General features: G+C 69.3%; 17 protein-coding genes. 7 read left to right on the top strand and 10 right to left on the bottom strand.

Annotated elements, in window-relative coordinates:
• Positions 1-42: 42 nt before the first annotated feature.
• Positions 43-522 carry an NUDIX domain-containing protein gene (locus tag ACIQV3_RS10930; protein WP_403711898.1) on the top strand — a complete coding sequence of 160 codons (480 nt, stop codon included), beginning with the start codon at positions 43-45 and terminating at the stop codon, positions 520-522.
• Positions 523-548: 26 nt separating this feature from the next.
• Here the strand turns inward: ACIQV3_RS10930 and ACIQV3_RS10925 are convergent, their stop codons facing one another.
• A complete protein-coding gene (locus ACIQV3_RS10925) occupies positions 549-1,802 on the bottom strand; it encodes a globin domain-containing protein (protein ID WP_403711896.1) in 1,254 nt (417 codons plus the stop codon).
• Positions 1,803-1,905: 103 nt separating this feature from the next.
• Entirely contained in the window at positions 1,906-2,556 is a 651-nt protein-coding gene (locus tag ACIQV3_RS10920) for an HAD family hydrolase (protein ID WP_403711894.1), read from the bottom strand.
• Positions 2,557-2,703: 147 nt separating this feature from the next.
• Here ACIQV3_RS10920 and ACIQV3_RS10915 point away from each other — a divergent pair, with 147 nt between their 5' ends.
• Positions 2,704-3,591: a GNAT family N-acetyltransferase gene (locus ACIQV3_RS10915; protein WP_403711892.1), complete on the top strand. Its 888-nt coding sequence runs from the start codon at positions 2,704-2,706 to the stop codon at positions 3,589-3,591.
• 17 nt (positions 3,592-3,608) lie between these two features.
• A complete protein-coding gene (locus ACIQV3_RS10910) occupies positions 3,609-4,073 on the top strand; it encodes a GNAT family N-acetyltransferase (protein WP_403711890.1) in 465 nt (154 codons plus the stop codon).
• Positions 4,074-4,166: 93 nt separating this feature from the next.
• Here ACIQV3_RS10910 and ACIQV3_RS10905 read toward each other — a convergent pair whose 3' ends face one another.
• Positions 4,167-5,552 (bottom strand): serine hydrolase domain-containing protein, encoded by a 1,386-nt coding sequence (locus ACIQV3_RS10905; protein WP_403711888.1) that lies wholly within the window; start codon positions 5,550-5,552, stop codon positions 4,167-4,169.
• 10 nt (positions 5,553-5,562) lie between these two features.
• Positions 5,563-7,026, bottom strand: a complete 1,464-nt coding sequence (gene dnaB / locus ACIQV3_RS10900) for a replicative DNA helicase (RefSeq protein WP_266882008.1) — start codon at positions 7,024-7,026, stop codon at positions 5,563-5,565.
• A 452-nt stretch (positions 7,027-7,478) separates the two neighbouring features.
• Between dnaB and ACIQV3_RS10895 the strand changes: the two genes are divergently transcribed.
• Entirely contained in the window at positions 7,479-8,816 is a 1,338-nt protein-coding gene (locus ACIQV3_RS10895; RefSeq protein ID WP_403711886.1) for an MATE family efflux transporter, read from the top strand.
• A 142-nt stretch (positions 8,817-8,958) separates the two neighbouring features.
• Here ACIQV3_RS10895 and rplI read toward each other — a convergent pair whose 3' ends face one another.
• The 4 genes from rplI to rpsF all read right to left on the bottom strand — a co-directional run bounded on the left by rplI (position 8,959) and on the right by rpsF (position 10,672).
• On the bottom strand, positions 8,959-9,405 hold the full coding sequence (rplI, locus tag ACIQV3_RS10890) for a 50S ribosomal protein L9 (protein ID WP_243331152.1): 447 nt from the start codon (positions 9,403-9,405) through the stop codon (positions 8,959-8,961).
• A gap of 18 nt (positions 9,406-9,423) precedes the next feature.
• On the bottom strand, positions 9,424-9,660 hold the full coding sequence (gene rpsR / locus ACIQV3_RS10885) for a 30S ribosomal protein S18 (protein ID WP_005315025.1): 237 nt from the start codon (positions 9,658-9,660) through the stop codon (positions 9,424-9,426).
• 43 nt (positions 9,661-9,703) lie between these two features.
• Positions 9,704-10,309 carry a single-stranded DNA-binding protein gene (locus ACIQV3_RS10880; protein ID WP_403711884.1) on the bottom strand — a complete coding sequence of 202 codons (606 nt, stop codon included), beginning with the start codon at positions 10,307-10,309 and terminating at the stop codon, positions 9,704-9,706.
• A gap of 72 nt (positions 10,310-10,381) precedes the next feature.
• A complete protein-coding gene (gene rpsF / locus ACIQV3_RS10875) occupies positions 10,382-10,672 on the bottom strand; it encodes a 30S ribosomal protein S6 (protein WP_015034882.1) in 291 nt (96 codons plus the stop codon).
• A 250-nt stretch (positions 10,673-10,922) separates the two neighbouring features.
• Between rpsF and ACIQV3_RS10870 the strand changes: the two genes are divergently transcribed.
• The 3 genes from ACIQV3_RS10870 to ACIQV3_RS10860 all read left to right on the top strand — a co-directional run bounded on the left by ACIQV3_RS10870 (position 10,923) and on the right by ACIQV3_RS10860 (position 13,583).
• A complete protein-coding gene (locus ACIQV3_RS10870) occupies positions 10,923-11,237 on the top strand; it encodes a hypothetical protein (protein ID WP_403711882.1) in 315 nt (104 codons plus the stop codon).
• A gap of 129 nt (positions 11,238-11,366) precedes the next feature.
• Complete coding sequence (locus tag ACIQV3_RS10865) at positions 11,367-12,485, top strand: peptidoglycan bridge formation glycyltransferase FemA/FemB family protein (protein ID WP_243331146.1); 1,119 nt, start codon at positions 11,367-11,369, stop codon at positions 12,483-12,485.
• A gap of 66 nt (positions 12,486-12,551) precedes the next feature.
• Positions 12,552-13,583, top strand: a complete 1,032-nt coding sequence (locus tag ACIQV3_RS10860; RefSeq protein ID WP_403711880.1) for an alanine racemase — start codon at positions 12,552-12,554, stop codon at positions 13,581-13,583.
• Between the two features lies 1 nt (position 13,584).
• Here ACIQV3_RS10860 and ACIQV3_RS10855 read toward each other — a convergent pair whose 3' ends face one another.
• Both ACIQV3_RS10855 and ACIQV3_RS10850 read right to left on the bottom strand, forming a co-directional pair.
• Positions 13,585-15,045: a glycosyltransferase family 87 protein gene (locus ACIQV3_RS10855; protein ID WP_403711878.1), complete on the bottom strand. Its 1,461-nt coding sequence runs from the start codon at positions 15,043-15,045 to the stop codon at positions 13,585-13,587.
• Between the two features lie 120 nt (positions 15,046-15,165).
• A complete protein-coding gene (locus ACIQV3_RS10850; RefSeq protein WP_403711876.1) occupies positions 15,166-17,706 on the bottom strand; it encodes a transglycosylase domain-containing protein in 2,541 nt (846 codons plus the stop codon).
• Positions 17,707-17,808 lie beyond the last annotated feature (102 nt).

Below are 17,808 nucleotides of genomic sequence, written 5' to 3'. Positions count from 1 at the left end.
GGCACGCGTTTCAGAAGCGGAAGTCTGGGCCACTCTTCTCCCATGACCGAACGTCCAGTGGTCAAACGCACCGCCCGCGCGATCCTGCTCGACGGTGGCGACCTGATCCTCATCAAGCGGACCAAACCCGGCGTCGACCCGTACTGGCTCACCCCCGGCGGGGGCGTGGAGCCCTCGGACCTGACCGTCGTCGACGCCCTCCACCGAGAGCTCGACGAAGAACTCGGCGCGAAGATCACCGATGTCGTGCCCTGCTTCGTCGACACCGTCGAGCACATCGCCGACAAAGGAGTGACCGGCGTCAAGGTGCAGCACTTCTTCGTCTGCCATCTCGAATCCATGGACCCCAGCCGACGACACGGCCCCGAGATCGACGAGCCCGAGGGCGAATACGAGATCGTCCGCGTGCCCTTCAGCCGCGTCGGCATCGCCGCGGTGCACCTCGTCCCGCTGTCCCTGCGCCATTACCTCGACGGCAACATCGAGGGCGTGCGCGCGATGCACGCCCCCGACCTGGGCTGACCCACCGCACGCGGGCGCCGCCGCGATCAGCCGGCGACGCCCGCCAGTTCCTCCACCTCGTCGTGCCGGATCCGCTCATGGGGGATCCCGATCCTCTTCAGCGCGTCCACCCCGCTGCGGATCATCGCGGCCGGCCCCGAGACGAACGCGTCGTACGAGCTCCAGGGCCCGTGGGTGCCGACGGCCTGCGGCAGTTGCCCGGCAAGGCCCTCGTCGCAGACCACCGGGCGCACCGACAGCCAGGGGTGCGAGCGCTGCAGCCCCAGCAGGGTGTCCTTGTCGTACAGGTCGTCGTCGCTGCGCGCCCCGAAGAACACCTCCACCGGGCGCCGCTCTCCGTGCTCGGCCACGTCCTCGATCAGCGCCTTGATCGGGGCGATCCCCGTGCCGCCGCCCAGGCACAGCATTCCGTTGTCGGTGCTGTGGTCGACCACCATCGACCCCGCCGGAGGACCGAGCCTCAGCACGTCGCCGGGCCGGGCGTGCCGGACGAGCGCGTTGGAGACCCATCCCGCGGGAACGGCCTTGACGTGGAAGGACAGCAGTCCGTCCGCTCGAGGGGCCGAGGCGAAGGAGTAGTGCCGCCAGATCCGCGGCCACCACGGCGTCTCCAGGCTCGTGTACTGGCCCGCGAGGAAGGTGTAGGGCTGGTCGGGGCGGACGGTGATCACCGCGATGTCGGAGGTGCGCAGATCGTGGGAGACCACCTCCGCGTGCCACCACGGCGGCGCCTTGGGCTCGTCCTCGGCCGCCGCGTCGATCATGATCTGGGAGATCGCGGTGTACGCCCGGGCCCAGGCGGCCTCGGTCTCCGGCCCCCAGGTGTCCTGCGCGTACTTGGCCAGCGCCCCGATCAGGGCCTCACCCACCGGCGGATAGTGCTCGGGCCGGGTTCCGTACTTGCGGTGCCCCGTGCCCAGCCTGCGCAGGTAGGTGGTGAGCACCTCGGGGTTGTCGATGTGCTCGGCGGCCGTGAGCAGTGCCTTCAGCAGCCGGTCGCGCTGGACGTCCATCGCGGCGGGGAACATCCCCCGAAGATCCGGGTGGGCCGTGAACACGAGGGCGTAGAAGTAGGAGGTCACCCGGTCGGCGACAGGTGCGATCTCCGCGAGGGTCCGGCGGATGAGCACGGCGTCGGGGGAGGGCTCGGGGGAAGGTCCGGGGGAGGGCTCGGGCTCACCGTCCCCGGACGGTATCCGGGACGGCCCCCGTCTTGCCGATCTGGTGGGCGGAGCGTCCATGCGGTGCCTCGCTTCGAGCATCTCGGTAGGTCTGCACACGCCACGGCCTTCGAATCCGTGGTTCCGGGTTTCACAGCGTGCCAGTCCGCCCCAGAGCCTGCGGGGAAATGCGGGAAATCCGCGTTTCGAACCCACTTTCCCCTTAAGATGCCTCAACTCCAGTGCGCGCCACCCCTGTCAGCTGGTATGCCTCGCGCAGGTCCCGGCCCTCGTAGACGTGCGTCGCCCGCTCCACCAGGTACGGCCGGGCATTCACCGCGACCGAGAGCGGGACCGCCTCGAAGAGCGCCACGTCGGTGCTGGAGTCCCCGTACGCGACGCAGTCGGCCCGGGTGACACCGAACCGCTCGCACAGCCGGTCGGCGACCGTGACCTTCGCTGCCGGTGTCAGGATCCCGGCCACGTCCACCAGGCGGGTGAAGGGCACCTCCGGGAAGACCGAACCGTGCGTGGCGTGCGCGCCCCACTCCAGCAGGAGTTCCACGAAGAACGACGGCGACAGCGAGATCACCGCGCAGTAGTCCCCGCGCGCACGGATCTCCTGCCAGACATCCCGGATCCCCGACAGCCACGGAGCCCCGTCGAACGCCGCCCGGACGTGTGCCGGAGTCAGATCCGTCCAGAGCTCCTGCACCGCCAGTGCGAACTGGTGCGGCTGGAGCTTCTGCGCGACGAAGGCCCGCTCCAGCTCGGCGATCTCGCTGGACAGCCCGAGCTGCCGGGAGATCTCGACCGGCGAGGCCGAGCCGTACATCAGTGTCCCGTCGAGGTCGAACAGGTGGAGGAGGGTCATAGCCAACGAGGTTAGTGCGTTGGTTTCACGTGAAACAGTGGGCCGCGGACGCGTCGATGCCGCGTCCGCGACGCGTCGATGTTTCACGTGAAACATCCACCCCAAATCCCCTGGACCCGGCCCGGTTCGATGAACCAGGCTGAGGCCGTGACACCACCCCATCTCACCGCCCTCCCCATCCGCGCACTGACCGTGGACGACCTCCACCACTGCGCCGATCTCTCCGAAGACCGCGGCTGGCCCCGCGAGGAACACAAATGGGGCCTGCTGCTCGCCGCCGGACACGGCTACGGCATCGACGCCCCCGACGGCCGGGGACTCGCCACGGCCTGCGTGGTCACCCACTACGGGCCTCCGCTGGCCGATCCGGAACTCGCCGCGATCGGCATGGTCCTGGTCGCCGAGCGCTACGCACGCCAGGGTCTGGGCCGACGCCTGATGACGTACATCTGCGACGACGTCCTCAAGGGCGTTCCGCTCACCCTGCACGCCACCCCGTACGGACGCCCCCTCTACGAGGAGCTCGGTTTCGAGACCACCGGCCGCGCAGAGATGCTCCGGGGTTCCTTCAGCCCGGATGCCGCCGCCCCCGCACAGGAAGCCGTCCGCGTCCGGCCCGCCGGCGCCGGGGACATCCCCCGCATCCTCCGGCTGGACGCCGAGGTCTTCGGCGCCGACCGGACCCATCTGGTCACCCGGCTGCCCGCCTTCACGGACCGGCTGCTCGTCGCCGAGGATCCCTCGGGGGAACTGATCGGCTACGGAGCCATCTGGCCGAACATGGACACCCATGTCATCGGACCGCTGGTGGCCCGGGACACCGGCACGGCCCAGGCCCTCGTCACCGCCCTCGCGGCCACCACCGACCGGCACCTGCGCACCGATGTCGACGTCCGCCACGAAGAGCTGCTCGGCTGGCTCAAGGACCGCGGTCTCGGCTCCGTGGCCTTCAATGCCGTGATGACCCGGGACATCCCCGGTCTGCCCGGTGACTGGACCCGCCGCTGGGCCCCGCTCACCGTCGCGGCCGGCTGAGCGAGGAGCACCAGACCATGACCGACAGCGCCTCCGGGCTGCTCATCCGTCCCGCCACCGAGGAGGACCTGCCCGCGATCGTCGCGATGCTCGCGGACGACCCGCTCGGCGCCACCCGGGAGTCCCCCGACGACCTCGGCCCGTACACGGCGGCGCTCAAGCGGCTGACGAACGATCCGCACCAGCACGTGGTCGTCGCCGTCCGCGCGGGCCGCGTCGTCGGAACCCTCCAGCTGACGATCGTCCCCGGACTCTCCCGCAAGGGGAGCACCCGTTCGATCATCGAGGGCGTACGCGTCCACGCCGACGAACGCGGCAGTGGACTGGGGACCCGGTTCATCGAATGGGCGATCGAGCGCTCCCGTTCCGAGAACTGCGCGCTCGTCCAGCTCACCTCGGACGTGAGCCGCACCGACGCCCACCGCTTCTACGAGCGGCTCGGCTTCACCGCTTCCCACGTCGGGTTCAAGCTCCAGCTCTGAGACCCCGTGTGGGCCGGGTCGCTGTCGGCGGCCCGGCCCACGATCGGGAGGATGAGCAGCCTTCCCCTCGTCACCACCGAGGAGCGCGGTCCGCTAGCCGATGCCCCGCCAGCCCTGCGGGTCGACCCCGCCGGGCACCGGTGCCTGCGGGTCATAGGGCTCGCGGGTGAACACGAACGAGCCGAGGTCGAGGTGGCTCACCGATCCGTCCGGCCGCCGTACGGCCCGCAGCGACTCACCCGCGTAGTAGCCGCCCAGTCCCGTCCAGCTGCCGTCCGGCTCCTGCCGGAAACGCGCGGCCCGGCCGCTCCCGCCCACCGGGCCCAGCTCCAGGAACCCGTCAAAGGTCAGCCGTACGGCCTGGGCCGACGTGCCCCAGTACCAGGGGCCGCACAGCTCCAGAGCGACGGGATCGGCCTCCCGCAGCGGCCGCCACGGCTCGGGGATCCGCGGCTCGGCCTCGGCGACGATGCCCACCAGTTCGGCCGCGAGGGTCGAAGCGGGCAGCCCCGAGGTGCAGTTGGCCAGCACCACCGCCGCCACGTCGTCCTCCTCGCTCAGCCACAGCCCGGCGAGGAACCCCGGCAGCGAGCCGCTGTGGCCCGCTATCCGGCGGCCGCCGTTCAGCGTCAGCTGCATCCCGAGTCCGTATCCGAGGTCGGCGATACCCGGCTCCGGGGGAGTGGCCGACGTCCGCATCTCGCGTACGGACCCGGCGCTCAGCACGCGCGCGTCGCCCCGTACGAGGAACGCGGCGAACTTCGCCAGATCGCCGGTGGTGGACCACAGCTGGCCGGCCGGGGCCATGAGGCCGAGGTCTTCCATGGGTTCCGGCATCATCACGTCGGCCCAAGGGTGCACCGCCCAGCCGCCGGCGTGCGGGGCCACCGGCTGCGCGGTGGTGCGCTCCAGCCCCAGCGGCTCCAGCACCTCGGTGCGGAGCGCCTCCTCCCAGGGCCTCCCCCGGACGGCCTCCACGAGTGAACCGAGCAGGGTGTAGCCGGGGTTGGAGTAGTGGTGGCGCCGTCCGGGCTCGAAGCGGAAGGGGCGCTCGCCCAGGACGTCGGAGAGCTCCGGCCGCAGGGTGCCCGCCGTGCGCTCCCACCACTCGCCGGGCGTCTCGGCCGCCAGTCCGGAGGTGTGGGACAGCAGTTGCCCCACCGTCACCTCGCCGACGCCCGTACCCGGAAGGAACTTCTCGATCGGGTCGCCCAGTTCGAGCAGGCCCTCGTCCCTCAGCCGCATCACGAGCACGGCGGTGAACGTCTTGGTGATCGACCCGATCCGGTACTGCACGTTTCCGTCGGGGCCATGCCCCTCGACCATGGTCCGGGACCCCTCCCAGACCACCTCACCGCCCCGCACCACGGCCGCCACCAGAGACGGGGAGCGGCCTTCGCGCTGCGCGACCGCGATCCGGTGACTCAGCGCACGCCTGGTCGCGGGCAGGAGGAAATGATCGTTCAGTGCGGCATCCATGGTGCGGATGCTACGTGTTGGCCATGTCCACGAACCGCGAATAATGGCCCTGGAAGGCCACGGTGATGGTGGCCGTCGGACCGTTACGGTGCTTCGCCACGATCAGGTCCGCCTCGCCCGCCCGGGGGGACTCCTTCTCGTACGCGTCCTCGCGGTGCAGCAGGATCACCATGTCGGCGTCCTGCTCGATCGAACCGGACTCACGCAGGTCGGAGACCATCGGCTTCTTGTCGGTGCGCTGTTCGGGACCACGGTTCAGCTGGGACAGCGCGATCACCGGGACCTCCAGCTCCTTCGCCAGGAGCTTGAGGTTTCGGGACATGTCGGAGACCTCCTGCTGGCGGCTTTCGGGCCGGCGCGAGCCGCCCGACTGCATCAGCTGGAGGTAGTCGATGACGACGAGCGACAGGTCGCTGCGCTGCTTGAGCCGGCGGCACTTCGCCCGGATCTCCATCATCGACAGGTTCGGGGAGTCGTCGATGTAGAGCGGGGCCGCGGAGACGTCCGGCATCCGGCGGGCCAGCCGGGTCCAGTCGTCGTCCGTCATCGTGCCGGAGCGCATGTGGTGCAGCGCCACCCGGGCCTCCGCCGAGAGCAGGCGCATCGCGATCTCGTTGCGCCCCATTTCGAGGGAGAAGATGACGCTGGGGAGGTTGGCCTTGATCGAACAGGCACGGGCGAAGTCCAGGGCGAGGGTGGACTTGCCCATGGCGGGGCGGGCCGCGATGACGATCATCTGGCCCGGGTGCAGACCGTTGGTCAGCGAGTCCAGGTCCGTGAAGCCGGTCGGGACGCCCGACATCTGGCCGCTGCGGGAACCGATCGCCTCGATCTCGTCGAGGGCGCCTTCCATGATGTCGCCGAGCGGCAGGTAGTCCTCGGAGGTCCGCTGCTCGGTGACGGCGTAGATCTCTGCCTGGGCGCTGTTGACGATCTCGTCGACGTCCCCGTCGGCGGCGTAGCCCATCTGCGTGATCTTCGTACCCGCGGCGACCAGCCGGCGCAGGACCGCCCGCTCGTGGACGATCTCCGCGTAGTACTCGGCGTTCGCCGCCGTGGGGACCGACTGGACCAGGGTGTGCAGGTAGGGGGCTCCGCCGACCTTGCTGATCTCACCGCGCCTGGTCAGCTCCGCGCTGACGGTGATCGGGTCGGCCGGCTCTCCCTTGGCGTACAGGTCCAGGATGGCCTGGTAGATCGTCTCGTGCGACGGGCGGTAGAAGTCGTGGCCCTTCAGCACCTCGACCACGTCGGCGATGGCGTCCTTGGACAGCAGCATGCCGCCCAGGACGGACTGCTCGGCGTCGAGGTCCTGGGGCGGGACCCGCTCGAAGCCGCCGCCACCGCCGTCCCAGGAGCCGCCCTCACGGCCCCGATCGCTCTGTTCGTCCCCGCGGCCACGGCCTTCGCCGTTGCGGCGCGGACGGGCGGGCAGACGGTCACCTGGACCGCTGTCGGCCCAGGGGTCGTCCATGGGCTCGGACATGCTCACCGGGCCGCCTCCTCCCGTCCGCAACGCGGACCTTGCCGTGTCACTCTTTCTACGACACGGCTCTGACATTTGGGGCACCCGAATCGGCTCTCGGCGAGTCGGACAACGCCCAACGGTAGGGCCGCCGGCGACGTCAGCCAATCTTGTTATCCACAGGCTGTGTGGATGAGGTGTGGATGACGGCGCCAATGCTGTGGGTAACTCCCCGGAAGCTGTGCACGGACCGGGGGACGGCGCTGTGGACAAAATCACCTGCCCCACCCACTTACCCCACCTGACCTGGGATTTCTCCCTCCACCGGCTGTGGGAGAGAAAATTTTTCGCCACTGTCTCGAGATCGCCTCCAACGAGGTGCGACGAACGCTCGAATCGGCGTATCGGTAAGGATCCAATAGGCCTTGTGTCTATTACCTGTGGAAGATTAGATTGAGCACATGAGACAGGCCCCCACCGCGCCGAAGGCTGCCCCGAGACGACACGACCGCGAGATCCTCGCACTCGCCGTCCCCGCCTTCGGCGCCCTCGTAGCCGAACCCCTCTTCGTGATGGCCGACAGCGCCATCGTGGGTCACCTCGGCACACCCCAGCTGGCCGGTCTCGGCATCGCCGCCGCACTGCTCACCACAGCCGTGAGCATCTTCGTCTTCCTCGCCTACGCCACCACCGCCGCCGTGGCCCGCCGCGTCGGTGCGGGCGACCTCCAGGCCGCCATCCGGCAGGGCATGGACGGCATCTGGCTCGCCCTGCTCCTCGGTGCGGCCGTGGTCGCCGTAGTGCTCCCCACGGCACCCACCCTGATCTCCTTCTTCGGGGCGTCCGACACCGTCGCCCCGTACGCGCTCACCTACCTGCGGATCTCGGCCCTCGGCATCCCCGCGATGCTCATCGTCCTCGCCGCCACCGGCGTCATCCGCGGCCTCCAGGACACCCGCACCCCGCTCTACGTCGCGATCGGCGGCTTCGCCCTCAACGGAGGCCTGAACGTCGCCCTCGTCTACGGGGCCGGCTTCGGCATCGCGGGCTCCGCCTGGGGAACGGTGATCGCCCAGTGGGCCATGGCCGCCGCCTACCTGATCGTGGTCGTCCGGGGCGCCCGCAAGCACGGCGCCTCCCTGAAACCCGACGCCGAGGGCATCCGGGCCTGTGCGCAGGCGGGTGCGCCCCTGCTGGTCCGCACCCTGTCCCTGCGGGCCGTCCTGCTGATCGCGACCGCCGTGGCCGCACGCCTCGGGGACGCCGATATCGCCGCCCACCAGATCCTGCTCTCCCTGTGGAGCCTGCTCGCCTTCGCGCTCGACGCGATCGCGATCGCCGGGCAGGCCATCATCGGCCGCTACCTCGGCGCGGGCGACACCGAGGGGGCCAAGGCCGCCTGCCGCCGCATGGTGCAGTGGGGGATCGTCTCCGGCATCGTCCTGGGCCTCCTCGTGATCGCGGCCCGACCGGTGTTCATCCCGCTCTTCACCAGCGACCCCGCCGTCGAGGACGCCCTGCTGCCGGCCCTGCTCGTGGTGGCCTTCTCGCAGCCCGTCTCCGGCATCGTCTTCATTCTCGACGGCGTCCTGATGGGCGCGGGCGACGGACGCTACCTGGCCTGGGCCATGCTCCTGACCCTCGCGGTCTTCACCCCGGCCGCCCTGCTCGTACCGGCCCTGGGCGGCGGCCTGACGGCCCTCTGGTGCGCCATGACCCTGATGATGCTGGTCCGGATGGTCACCCTCCAGCTGCGCGCCCGCTCGGGCCGCTGGCTGGTCGCCGGGGCCACGCGCTAGCCCGGAGGAGCCCTGAGGAGCCCTGAGGAGCCCCGACGCGTTGTTTCACGTGAAACAGGGCCGATGAGCAGGCTCATGTTTCACGTGAAACAACGAAGAAGGGCCGCACCCCCACAGGGGTGCGGCCCTTCATGCGCAGCCCTTAGGCGGCGACGACCTCGATGCCGACGGTCGCGGCCACGTCAGCGTGCAGACGCACGGAGACCTGGTACGAGCCGAGGGTCTTGATCGGGGAGCCCAGCTCCACGCGGCGCTTGTCGACCTTCGGGCCACCGGACGCCTCGATCGCCGTGGCGATGTCGGAGGGCGTGACGGAACCGAAGAGACGACCGGCGTCACCCGCGCGGGTGGCCAGACGGACCTTGACGTTCTCGAGCTTGGCCTTGAACTCGTTGGCCTGCTCGATGGTCGCGATCTCGTGGATCTTGCGGGCGCGGCGGATCTGCGCCACGTCCTTCTCGCCACCCTTGGTCCAGCGGATCGCGAAACCACGCGGGACCAGGTAGTTGCGAGCGTAACCGTCCTTGACGTCGACGACGTCGCCAGCGGTGCCGAGGCCAGAGACCTCGTGGGTCAGGATGATCTTCATTATTCGGTCACCCTTTCCTTATCGCGCGGTGGACGTGTAGGGCAGCAGTGCCATCTCACGGCTGTTCTTCACAGCCGTGGCGACGTCACGCTGGTGCTGCGTGCAGTTGCCGGTGACGCGGCGGGCACGGATCTTGCCACGGTCGGAAATGAACTTCCGCAGCATGTTCGTGTCCTTGTAGTCCACGTACGCGGTCTTGTCCTTGCAGAACGCGCAGACCTTCTTCTTAGGCTTGCGCACAGGCGGCTTCGCCATTGTGTCTCTCCTGTGAAATCAAGAAGTGGGGGTGCGAGCTGCCCTAGAAGGGCGGCTCGTCCGAGTAGCCACCGCCGGAGCCGCCGGAGCTTCCGCCCCAACCGCCACCGCCGCCGCCCTGCTGCTGGCCGCCGGCCGGCGCACTGGACGCCCAGGGGTCGTCGGAAGGTGCTCCGCCGCCCTGGGGGGCGCCGCCACCGGGGGCTCCGCCCCAGTTGCCGCCGCCGCCGCCCTGCTGCTGCTGACCGCCGCCACCGCCGCCGTATCCACCCTGACCACCGCGACCAGTGGTCTTGGTGACCTTGGACGTGGCGTTCTTCAGGCTGGGGCCGACTTCCTCGACGTCCAGCTCGTAGACCGTGCGCTTGACACCCTCACGGTCCTCGTACGACCGCTGCTTCAGCCGGCCCTGCACGATGACGCGCATGCCCCGCGTAAGGGACTCGGCGACGTTCTCAGCCGCCTGGCGCCAGACCGAGCAGGTCAGGAACAGGCTTTCGCCGTCCTTCCACTCATTGGTCTGCTTGTCGAAGGTGCGGGGAGTGGACGCGACACGGAACTTCGCGACCGCCGCACCCGAGGGGGTGAAGCGCAGCTCGGGGTCGTCGACGAGATTGCCGACGACCGTGATGACGGTCTCGCCTGCCATGGATGAACCTCTCGGCGGGGATTGCTGCTGGGCTGCTGTGCTACTCGGTCCCGATTACCGCTGAACCGAAGTTCAGTGGGTCTCGGGGCGAAGGACCTTGGTCCGGAGAACCGACTCGTTCAGGTTCAGCTGTCGGTCAAGCTCCTTGACGACCGCAGGCTCGGCCTGGAGGTCGATGACCGAGTAGATGCCCTCGGGCTTCTTCTTGATCTCGTAAGCGAGACGACGACGGCCCCAGGTGTCGACCTTCTCGACCTTTCCGTTGCCCTCACGGACGACAGAAAGGAAGTTCTCGATCAGCGGGGAGACAGCGCGCTCCTCGAGATCGGGGTCGAGGATGACCATCACTTCGTAGTGACGCATGTGGAACCCACCTCCTTTGGACTCAGCGGCCACGGTCGTTCCGTGGCAGGAGGGTCGTGATGCGTGCGCACGGCATCTGCAGAGCAGACACCGCGCAGCTGTACAGACTACCTCCTCGACTCCTTCCGGTTGAAATCCACCAGCAGGAGGCCACAATCTGTAGGCATCGGGTGTGCTCGGTGCTATGCCTTCGGCCCCTGCCGCGGGAAGCCCGCAGCACCGCTCTGCTGCAGCCAGGAGGTGCCTTCCGATGGCACAGGCAATGCGACGCCAGTCCTCCATCTCGCTCTTCGCGACCGACGGCAAGCCCCATCCGCTCCAGGACACCCTGGTGGCGCTCACTCTGATCCTCGGCGCCGTGGCGTTCGTCACGGGCTTCTTCCACCATCTGCACCTGCTCAGCTCGTGGACCGGGCTGATCGGGATCGTCACCGGGCTCTACGGCCAGTTCATCTCCGCCACGACACGCGAGCGGACAGCACTGATCATCGGCCTCGGAGCCTCGGCCATCGGCTTCTTCCTCGGCATGGCGCACGGCGGTCTCTTCGGCGGCTGGCTGGGCTGACCGGGTGCCTTCGCGACGGGGCGCCGGCCTCCCACCGGCCCGGGCCCGGCCTGTCCCCCAGATGGGTGGCGCCCCCGTCGCAGTAGGCTTCGCGCCATAGCCAGCGAAGCCGCCGAGGAGACGCCCCGCATGAGCCTGTCCCTGAGGACCATCAGCCGAGAGCAGCACCTGGGCTACCTCCAGAGCCTGCCCTCGGCTAGCCACTGCCAGGTCCCGGCGTGGGCCGACGTGAAGAACGAGTGGCGCTCCGAGAACCTCGGATGGTTCGACCAGTCCGGCGAACTCGTCGGCGCCGCACTCGTGTTGTACCGACAGCTGCCCAAGGTGAAGCGGTACCTCGCGTACCTCCCCGAGGGCCCTGTCATCAACTGGTACGCCCCCAATCTCGAAGAGTGGCTCCAGCCGATGCTGGCGCACCTCAAGCAGCAGGGCGCCTTCACCGTGAAGATGGGCCCGCCCGTCGTCATCCGCCGCTGGAACTCGACCGCCATCAAGGCCGGGATCCAGGACCCGGAGGTCAAGCGCCTGCGTGACGTGGAGGCCTCCGTCATCGAGCCCCGCGCCTTCGAAGTCTCCGACAAGCTGCGCCGGATGGGCTGGCAGCAGGCCGAGGACGGCGGCGCCGGCTTCGGCGACGTCCAGCCCCGGTACGTCTTCCAGGTACCCCTGGCCAACCGCTCGCTGGACGACGTCCTCAAGGGCTTCAACCAGCTGTGGCGCCGCAACATCAAGAAGGCCGAGAAGGCCGGCGTCGAGGTCGTCCAGGGCGGATACGAGGACCTGCCGACCTGGCAGAAGCTGTACGAGGTCACGGCCGAGCGCGACAAGTTCCGCCCGCGCCCGCTCAGCTACTTCCAGCGCCAGTGGACGGCCCTCAACTCCGAGGACCCCAACCGGATGCGGCTCTACATCGCCACCCACGAGGGGGAGCCGCTGGCCGCCGCCACGATGCTCACCGTCGGCCAGCACGTCTGGTACTCGTACGGCGCCTCAGCCAACCACAAGCGCGAGGTCCGTCCCTCGAACGCGATGCAGTGGCGCATGCTGCGCGATTCCTACGCGCTCGGCGCAAGCGTCTACGACCTGCGCGGCATCAGTGACACCCTGGACGAGAACGACCACCTGTTCGGCCTGATCCAGTTCAAGGTCGGCACGGGCGGCGAGGCCGTCGAGTACGTCGGCGAGTGGGACTTCCCGCTCAACAAGCTGCTGCACAAGGCGCTCGACATCTACATGTCGCGTCGCTGACCCGCCCCATCCACACACACCGCACCGCTGCACCACGCAGCTTTTCGAGAGAGGCTCCGGACGGGCATGGCGCTCACGCTCTACGTCGACACCGCGCGCTGGCGTGCGCACCAGAAGCAGATCCAGGACCAGTTCCCGGGGATGATCCCCGTCTGCAAGGGCAACGGCTACGGCTTCGGTCACGAGCGGCTCTGCGAGGAGGCCACCCGGATGGGTGCCGACGTCCTCGCGGTCGGCACGACGTACGAGGCCGCAAGCATCAAGGACTGGTTCGGGGGTGACCTGCTCGTCCTCACCCCGTTCCGGCGCGGCGAGGAGCCGGTGCCGCTGCCGGACCGGGTCATCCGCTCGGTGTCCTCGCTGGACGGGGTGCGCGGGCTGGTCGGGGCCCGTGTGGTCATCGAGTGCATGAGCTCGATGCGCCGGCACGGCATTTCCGAGCAGGAGCTCGGCCACCTGCACGCGGCGATCGAGGACGTCCGGCTGGAGGGCTTCGCCCTGCACCTGCCGCTGGACCGACCGGACGGCTCGGACGCCGTCGAAGAGGTCATCGGCTGGATGGACCGGCTGCGCGCGGCCCGGCTGCCGCTGCACACGATGTTCGTCAGCCACCTGAAGGCCTCGGAGCTGGCGCGGCTGCAGCAGCAGTTCCCGCAGACGCGCTTCCGGGCCCGCATCGGCACCCGGCTGTGGCTGGGCGACCACGAGGCGACCGAGTACCGCGGCGCGGTGCTCGACGTCACCCCCGTCGCCAAGGGCGACCGGTTCGGCTACCGGCAGCAGAAGGCCGCCTCCGACGGCTGGCTGGTCGTCGTCGCCGGCGGTACCTCGCACGGAGTCGGCCTGGAGGCCCCCAAGGCCCTGCACGGGGTGATGCCGCGTGCCAAGGGCGTCGCCCGCGCCGGACTCGCCACCGTCAACCGGAACCTGTCGCCGTTCGTGTGGGCGGGCAAGCAGCGCTGGTTCGCCGAGCCGCCGCACATGCAGGTGTCCATCCTGTTCGTGCCGTCGGACTCTCCCGAGCCGAAGGTCGGCGACGAGCTGGTGGCGCACCTGCGCCACACCACCACGCAGTTCGACCGGGTCCTCGACGCCTGAGTCACTCCCCGGGGCGTGCGCCCCAGTCGACCCGCTGACCCTCCGAAGGCGCCGCGTCCCGCGGCGCCTTCGCCGTCTGCGAGAACGTGAAGACGTCCTCCGCACCGTCCAGGACGCCTCCCGAGGGGTCGTCCGAGCCGTCGCGCCGCACCACGTCCCGATCGGGCAGCAGGATGTCGCGTACGACCACCGCGCACAGGTAGAGCGTGCACAGCAGGTGGGCCGCGATCGACAGCTGGTAGCCCTCCAGCGGCAGGCCCTGGTGCTTGTCGCCGCTGGTCGTGTAGGCGAGGTAGAACCAGATGCCCAGGAAGTAGATGACCTCGCCGGTCTGCCAGATCAGGATGTCCCGCCAGCGCGGCCGGGCCAGTGCGGCGAGCGGGATGAGCCACAGCACGTACTGGGGCGAGTAGACCTTGTTGACCAGGATGAAGGCGGCCACCAGCAGGAAGGCCAGCTGGGCGAAGCGGGGGCGGCGGGGCGCGGTGAGCGCGAGCAGGCCGATGGCCGCGCACAGCAGCAGCGTCAGGCCCGTCGCGTAGGTGTTGGCGTCCTCGAGCGGGTTCCCGGAGCGCTGGGAGATCAGCAGCCACACGGATCCGAAGTCGATCGGCCGCTCCTGGCTGAAGGTGTAGAACTTCTGCCAGCCCTCCCACGCGAAGAGCATGACGGGCAGGTTCACCACGAGCCAGGAGGCCACGGTGCCGCCGACGGCCGCGCCGAAGGCACGCCACTTCCCGGCCCGCCAGCAGAGCACGAACACGGCCCCGAGCAGCAGCAGGGGATAGAACTTGGCCGCGGTGGCCAGGCCGAGCAGCACGCCGAAGGCCAGCGGCCGGCTCCGCGACCACATGAGCATCGCGGCGGCGGTCAGCGCGATCGCCATCAGGTCCCAGTTGATGGTCGCGGTCAGCGCGAAACCGGGCGCGAGGGCGAAGAGCAGTGCGTCCCACGGGCGGCGGCGGTGGGTGCGGGCCACGCACACCGCGATCACGGCGGCGCAGACCATCAGCATGCCCGCGTTGACCATCCAGTACATCTGCTCGCGGTGCTGCATGGAGCCGCTGCCGGGGGTCATCCATGAGGCGACCTTCATGAAGAGCCCGGTGAGGACCGGGTACTCCAGGAACGGCATGTCGCCGGGGATCCGGTCGAAGTACGGGACGAGGCCGTCGGCGAAGCCGCGTACGACGAAGAGGTGCGGGATGTCCGAGTAGCAGGCGTGGGTGTACTGGGAGCCGGCCCCGCGGAACCACGCCCAGTTGTAGCAGGGCAGCTTCTGCGCCATGCCGAGCGCGAACATCCCCAGGGTCACGAGGACAACGACTCGTACGGGGTTCAGCCAATGGCCGCCCAGCCGGGCGTAGCGGCCCAGCGGGCCGCCGATGAGCTCGCTCCCCGCGGCGGCCACCTCGTCCTGCTGGGTGGGCAGTACGGGGCTGTCCTCGTGCACCTTCGTCATGCGCACATCCTGCCGTACGGCGCCGCCGTCTCCCATGGACAGCGTGCGAGAGGGCCGCCGCACTCGGTGCGACGGCCCTCTCCTGCCCGTCATGGGCCTGCCGTGTCGTGGGGCGGCCGGTCAGCCGCCCGTGGAGCCCCCTATCGGGAAGCCTCCGCTCCCGCCGTTCGTCGCGCCGCCCGGCCGGCCGCCGCCCGTCTTGCTGGGCGAGGGCGAGGGCGACCGGGAGGAACTGGGACTGGGGTCCGGGTCGCAGATGGCCCACGGCTTACAGGTCGGCTTGCCACCGCTGCGCGACGGGCTCGGGCTGGGGGACGGGCTCGGGGAGGGCGAGTTCGACGGAGACGGCGAGGGGGAGGGGGACGGGGAGGGGGAAGGCGTGGGCGAGGGGGCTCCGGAGGCGTCCGCGACGACACCGATGTCCTCGGGCTCCGGGAAGTCCGACTCCTTGACGCCGTTCAGCGCCTCCTTCATGTACTTCGTCCAGATCTCGGCCGGGATGTCACCACCGTGGAGGGAGGGAATGCCCGCCACGCCCCTCATCGAGATCAGTTCCTTCTTCTTCGCGCTCGGGTCCGAGCGGAACAGCGCCACGGAGGTGGACAGCTCGGGGGTGTAGCCGACGAACCAGGCCGACATGTTCTTGTCGGTGGTACCGGTCTTGCCCGCGGCCGGCCGGTTGAGCTTCTTGGCCTTCGTACCGGTGCCGTTCTCGACGACGTTCTGCAGGACCTTGGTGACGTTGTCCGCGATCGAGTCGTCCATGGCCCGCTGGCCCTTGGGAGGAACGAAGTTCGGCAGGTCCTTGCCCATCTTCTGGACGCTGGTCACCGAGTACTGCTCGTGGTGGATGCCGGAGGCGGCGAAGGTGGCGTACGAGTTGGCCATCCGGATGGCACTGGGGGTCGAGGTGCCCAGCGCGAAGGAGGCGTTGGAGTTGGGGTCCATGGAGTCCGGAAGGATGCCGGTCGCCTCGGCGACCTTCTTCACCTTGTCGTGGCCGACGTCGAAGACGAGCTGGGCGAAGGGGACGTTGATGGACTTCTCCATCGCCTCGTTCAGGGTCACGTACCCGTAAGCGGTCGGGCTCTCGTTCTTCTGCCGGAACGGCTTGCCGGAGCCGTCGCGCAGCGGCTCGCCGGCACGGTTGTTGATCACGGTGAGGTCGTTCGCCTGGTACTTGCTGTCGGCCGAGATCCCCTTGCCCCTGGAGTTTTGGGTGCCGTACTCCATGGCCGCCGCCAGCACGAACGGCTTCCAGGTCGAGCCGACCTGTACACCGGAGGTGTTGGCGTTGTTGTTGAAGTGCTTCTTGTCGATGCCGGGACCGCCGTACAGGGCGACGAGGGCTCCGGTCTTCACGTCGACCGAGGCCGCGCCGAACTGCACGAAGGTGTCGGTATCGGGCCGCGCCTTCTCGTCGAGCATCCCGTCGCGGGTGTTCTCGACGGCCTTGACCAGCGCATCCACCTTGCTCTTCTTGAAGGTGGTGTGGATCTGGTAGCCGCCCTTGGCCAGGTCCTCGGCCTTGATGCCCTTCTTCGCCAGGTACAGGTTGGCGGTGTCGACCAGGTAGCCGATCTGCCCGGACATGCCGGCGGCCTGGGCGGATTCGATGAAGGTGGGGAAGGTCGTGTACTTGTCCCGCTCGGCCTGCTGCATGCGCCCGACCTTGACCTCGCGGTTCAGCACCCAGGCCCAGCGGTCCTGGGCCCGCTTGGTGTTCTGTTCGGGCGTGGCCGCGGAGCCGATGCCGCCGTCGGGGTTGTAGAGGTTCGGGCCCTTGAGCACGGCCGCGAGGAAGGCGCTCTCGGAGGGCGTGAGCTCGTCGCAGTCCTTGCCGAAGTAGGCGCGCGCGGCCGCCTGGATCCCGTAGGCGTCACGGCCGTAGTAGGCGGTGTTCAGGTAGCCGGCGAGGATCACGTTCTTCTCCTCGGTGGTACCCAGCTTGATGGAGATGAAGAGCTCGGTGACCTTTCGCTTCAGCGTCTGGTCCGAGTCCAGGTACTGGTTCTTCACGTACTGCTGGGTGATCGTGGAGCCGCCCTGGGTGGATCCGCCCTTGGCCATGTTCCACACGGCGCGGGCGATGCCCATCGGGTCGACGCCCTTGTCCGAATCGAAGGACTCGTTCTCCGCCGCGATCACGGCGTTCTGCATGGACCGGGGGATCTTGTCGATGGAGACGATCTGGCGGTTGACGGAACCACCCGTCGCGACCATCTGGGTGCCGTCTTCCCAGTAGAAGACGTTGTTCTGCGCCTTGGCCGTCTTGTTCACGTCGGGCTTGTTCACCATGGCGATGCCGATGCCGGCGCCCAACGTGATCATCGCGAAGAAGCCCAGGGTGGTGCCGCCGACGAGCTTCCAGGAGGGGACGAAGCGCTGCCAGCCGGTCTTCTCGCCGCGCGGGTAATTGATGAACCGCTTGGGGCGGCCGGCGCCCGCGGCGCCACGGCCCCGTCCGGCCGGGGCGCGGCCGGCGGCTCTCCGGGCGTCCGCCCGGCCGCCGTGGCCCGGCTGCTGCCCGTACGACCCGCTGGGTGACGCGGTGGGGACGTCACGCCCGGCACCCCGGGAAGGGCGCTGCTGGGCGGCCTTGCGGGCGGCGGCGCGGCCGCCGCCCTGGGGCTGTTGCGGTTTGCGGCGGTGCTCGCTCATCGAACGACTACTCCTCGGGCAGGCGAGTGGCCTGGAAGCGGCAGGTGAGTTCCGGTCCCCCCGGTGTCATGGCGCACAGACTACGCACGCCCAAAAGCCAAT

It is taken from the genome of Streptomyces sp. NPDC099050 (assembly GCF_044759865.1).
Taxonomy (GTDB): Bacteria; Actinomycetota; Actinomycetes; order Streptomycetales; family Streptomycetaceae; genus Streptomyces.
This window is presented reverse-complemented; position numbering and strand designations above follow the sequence as displayed.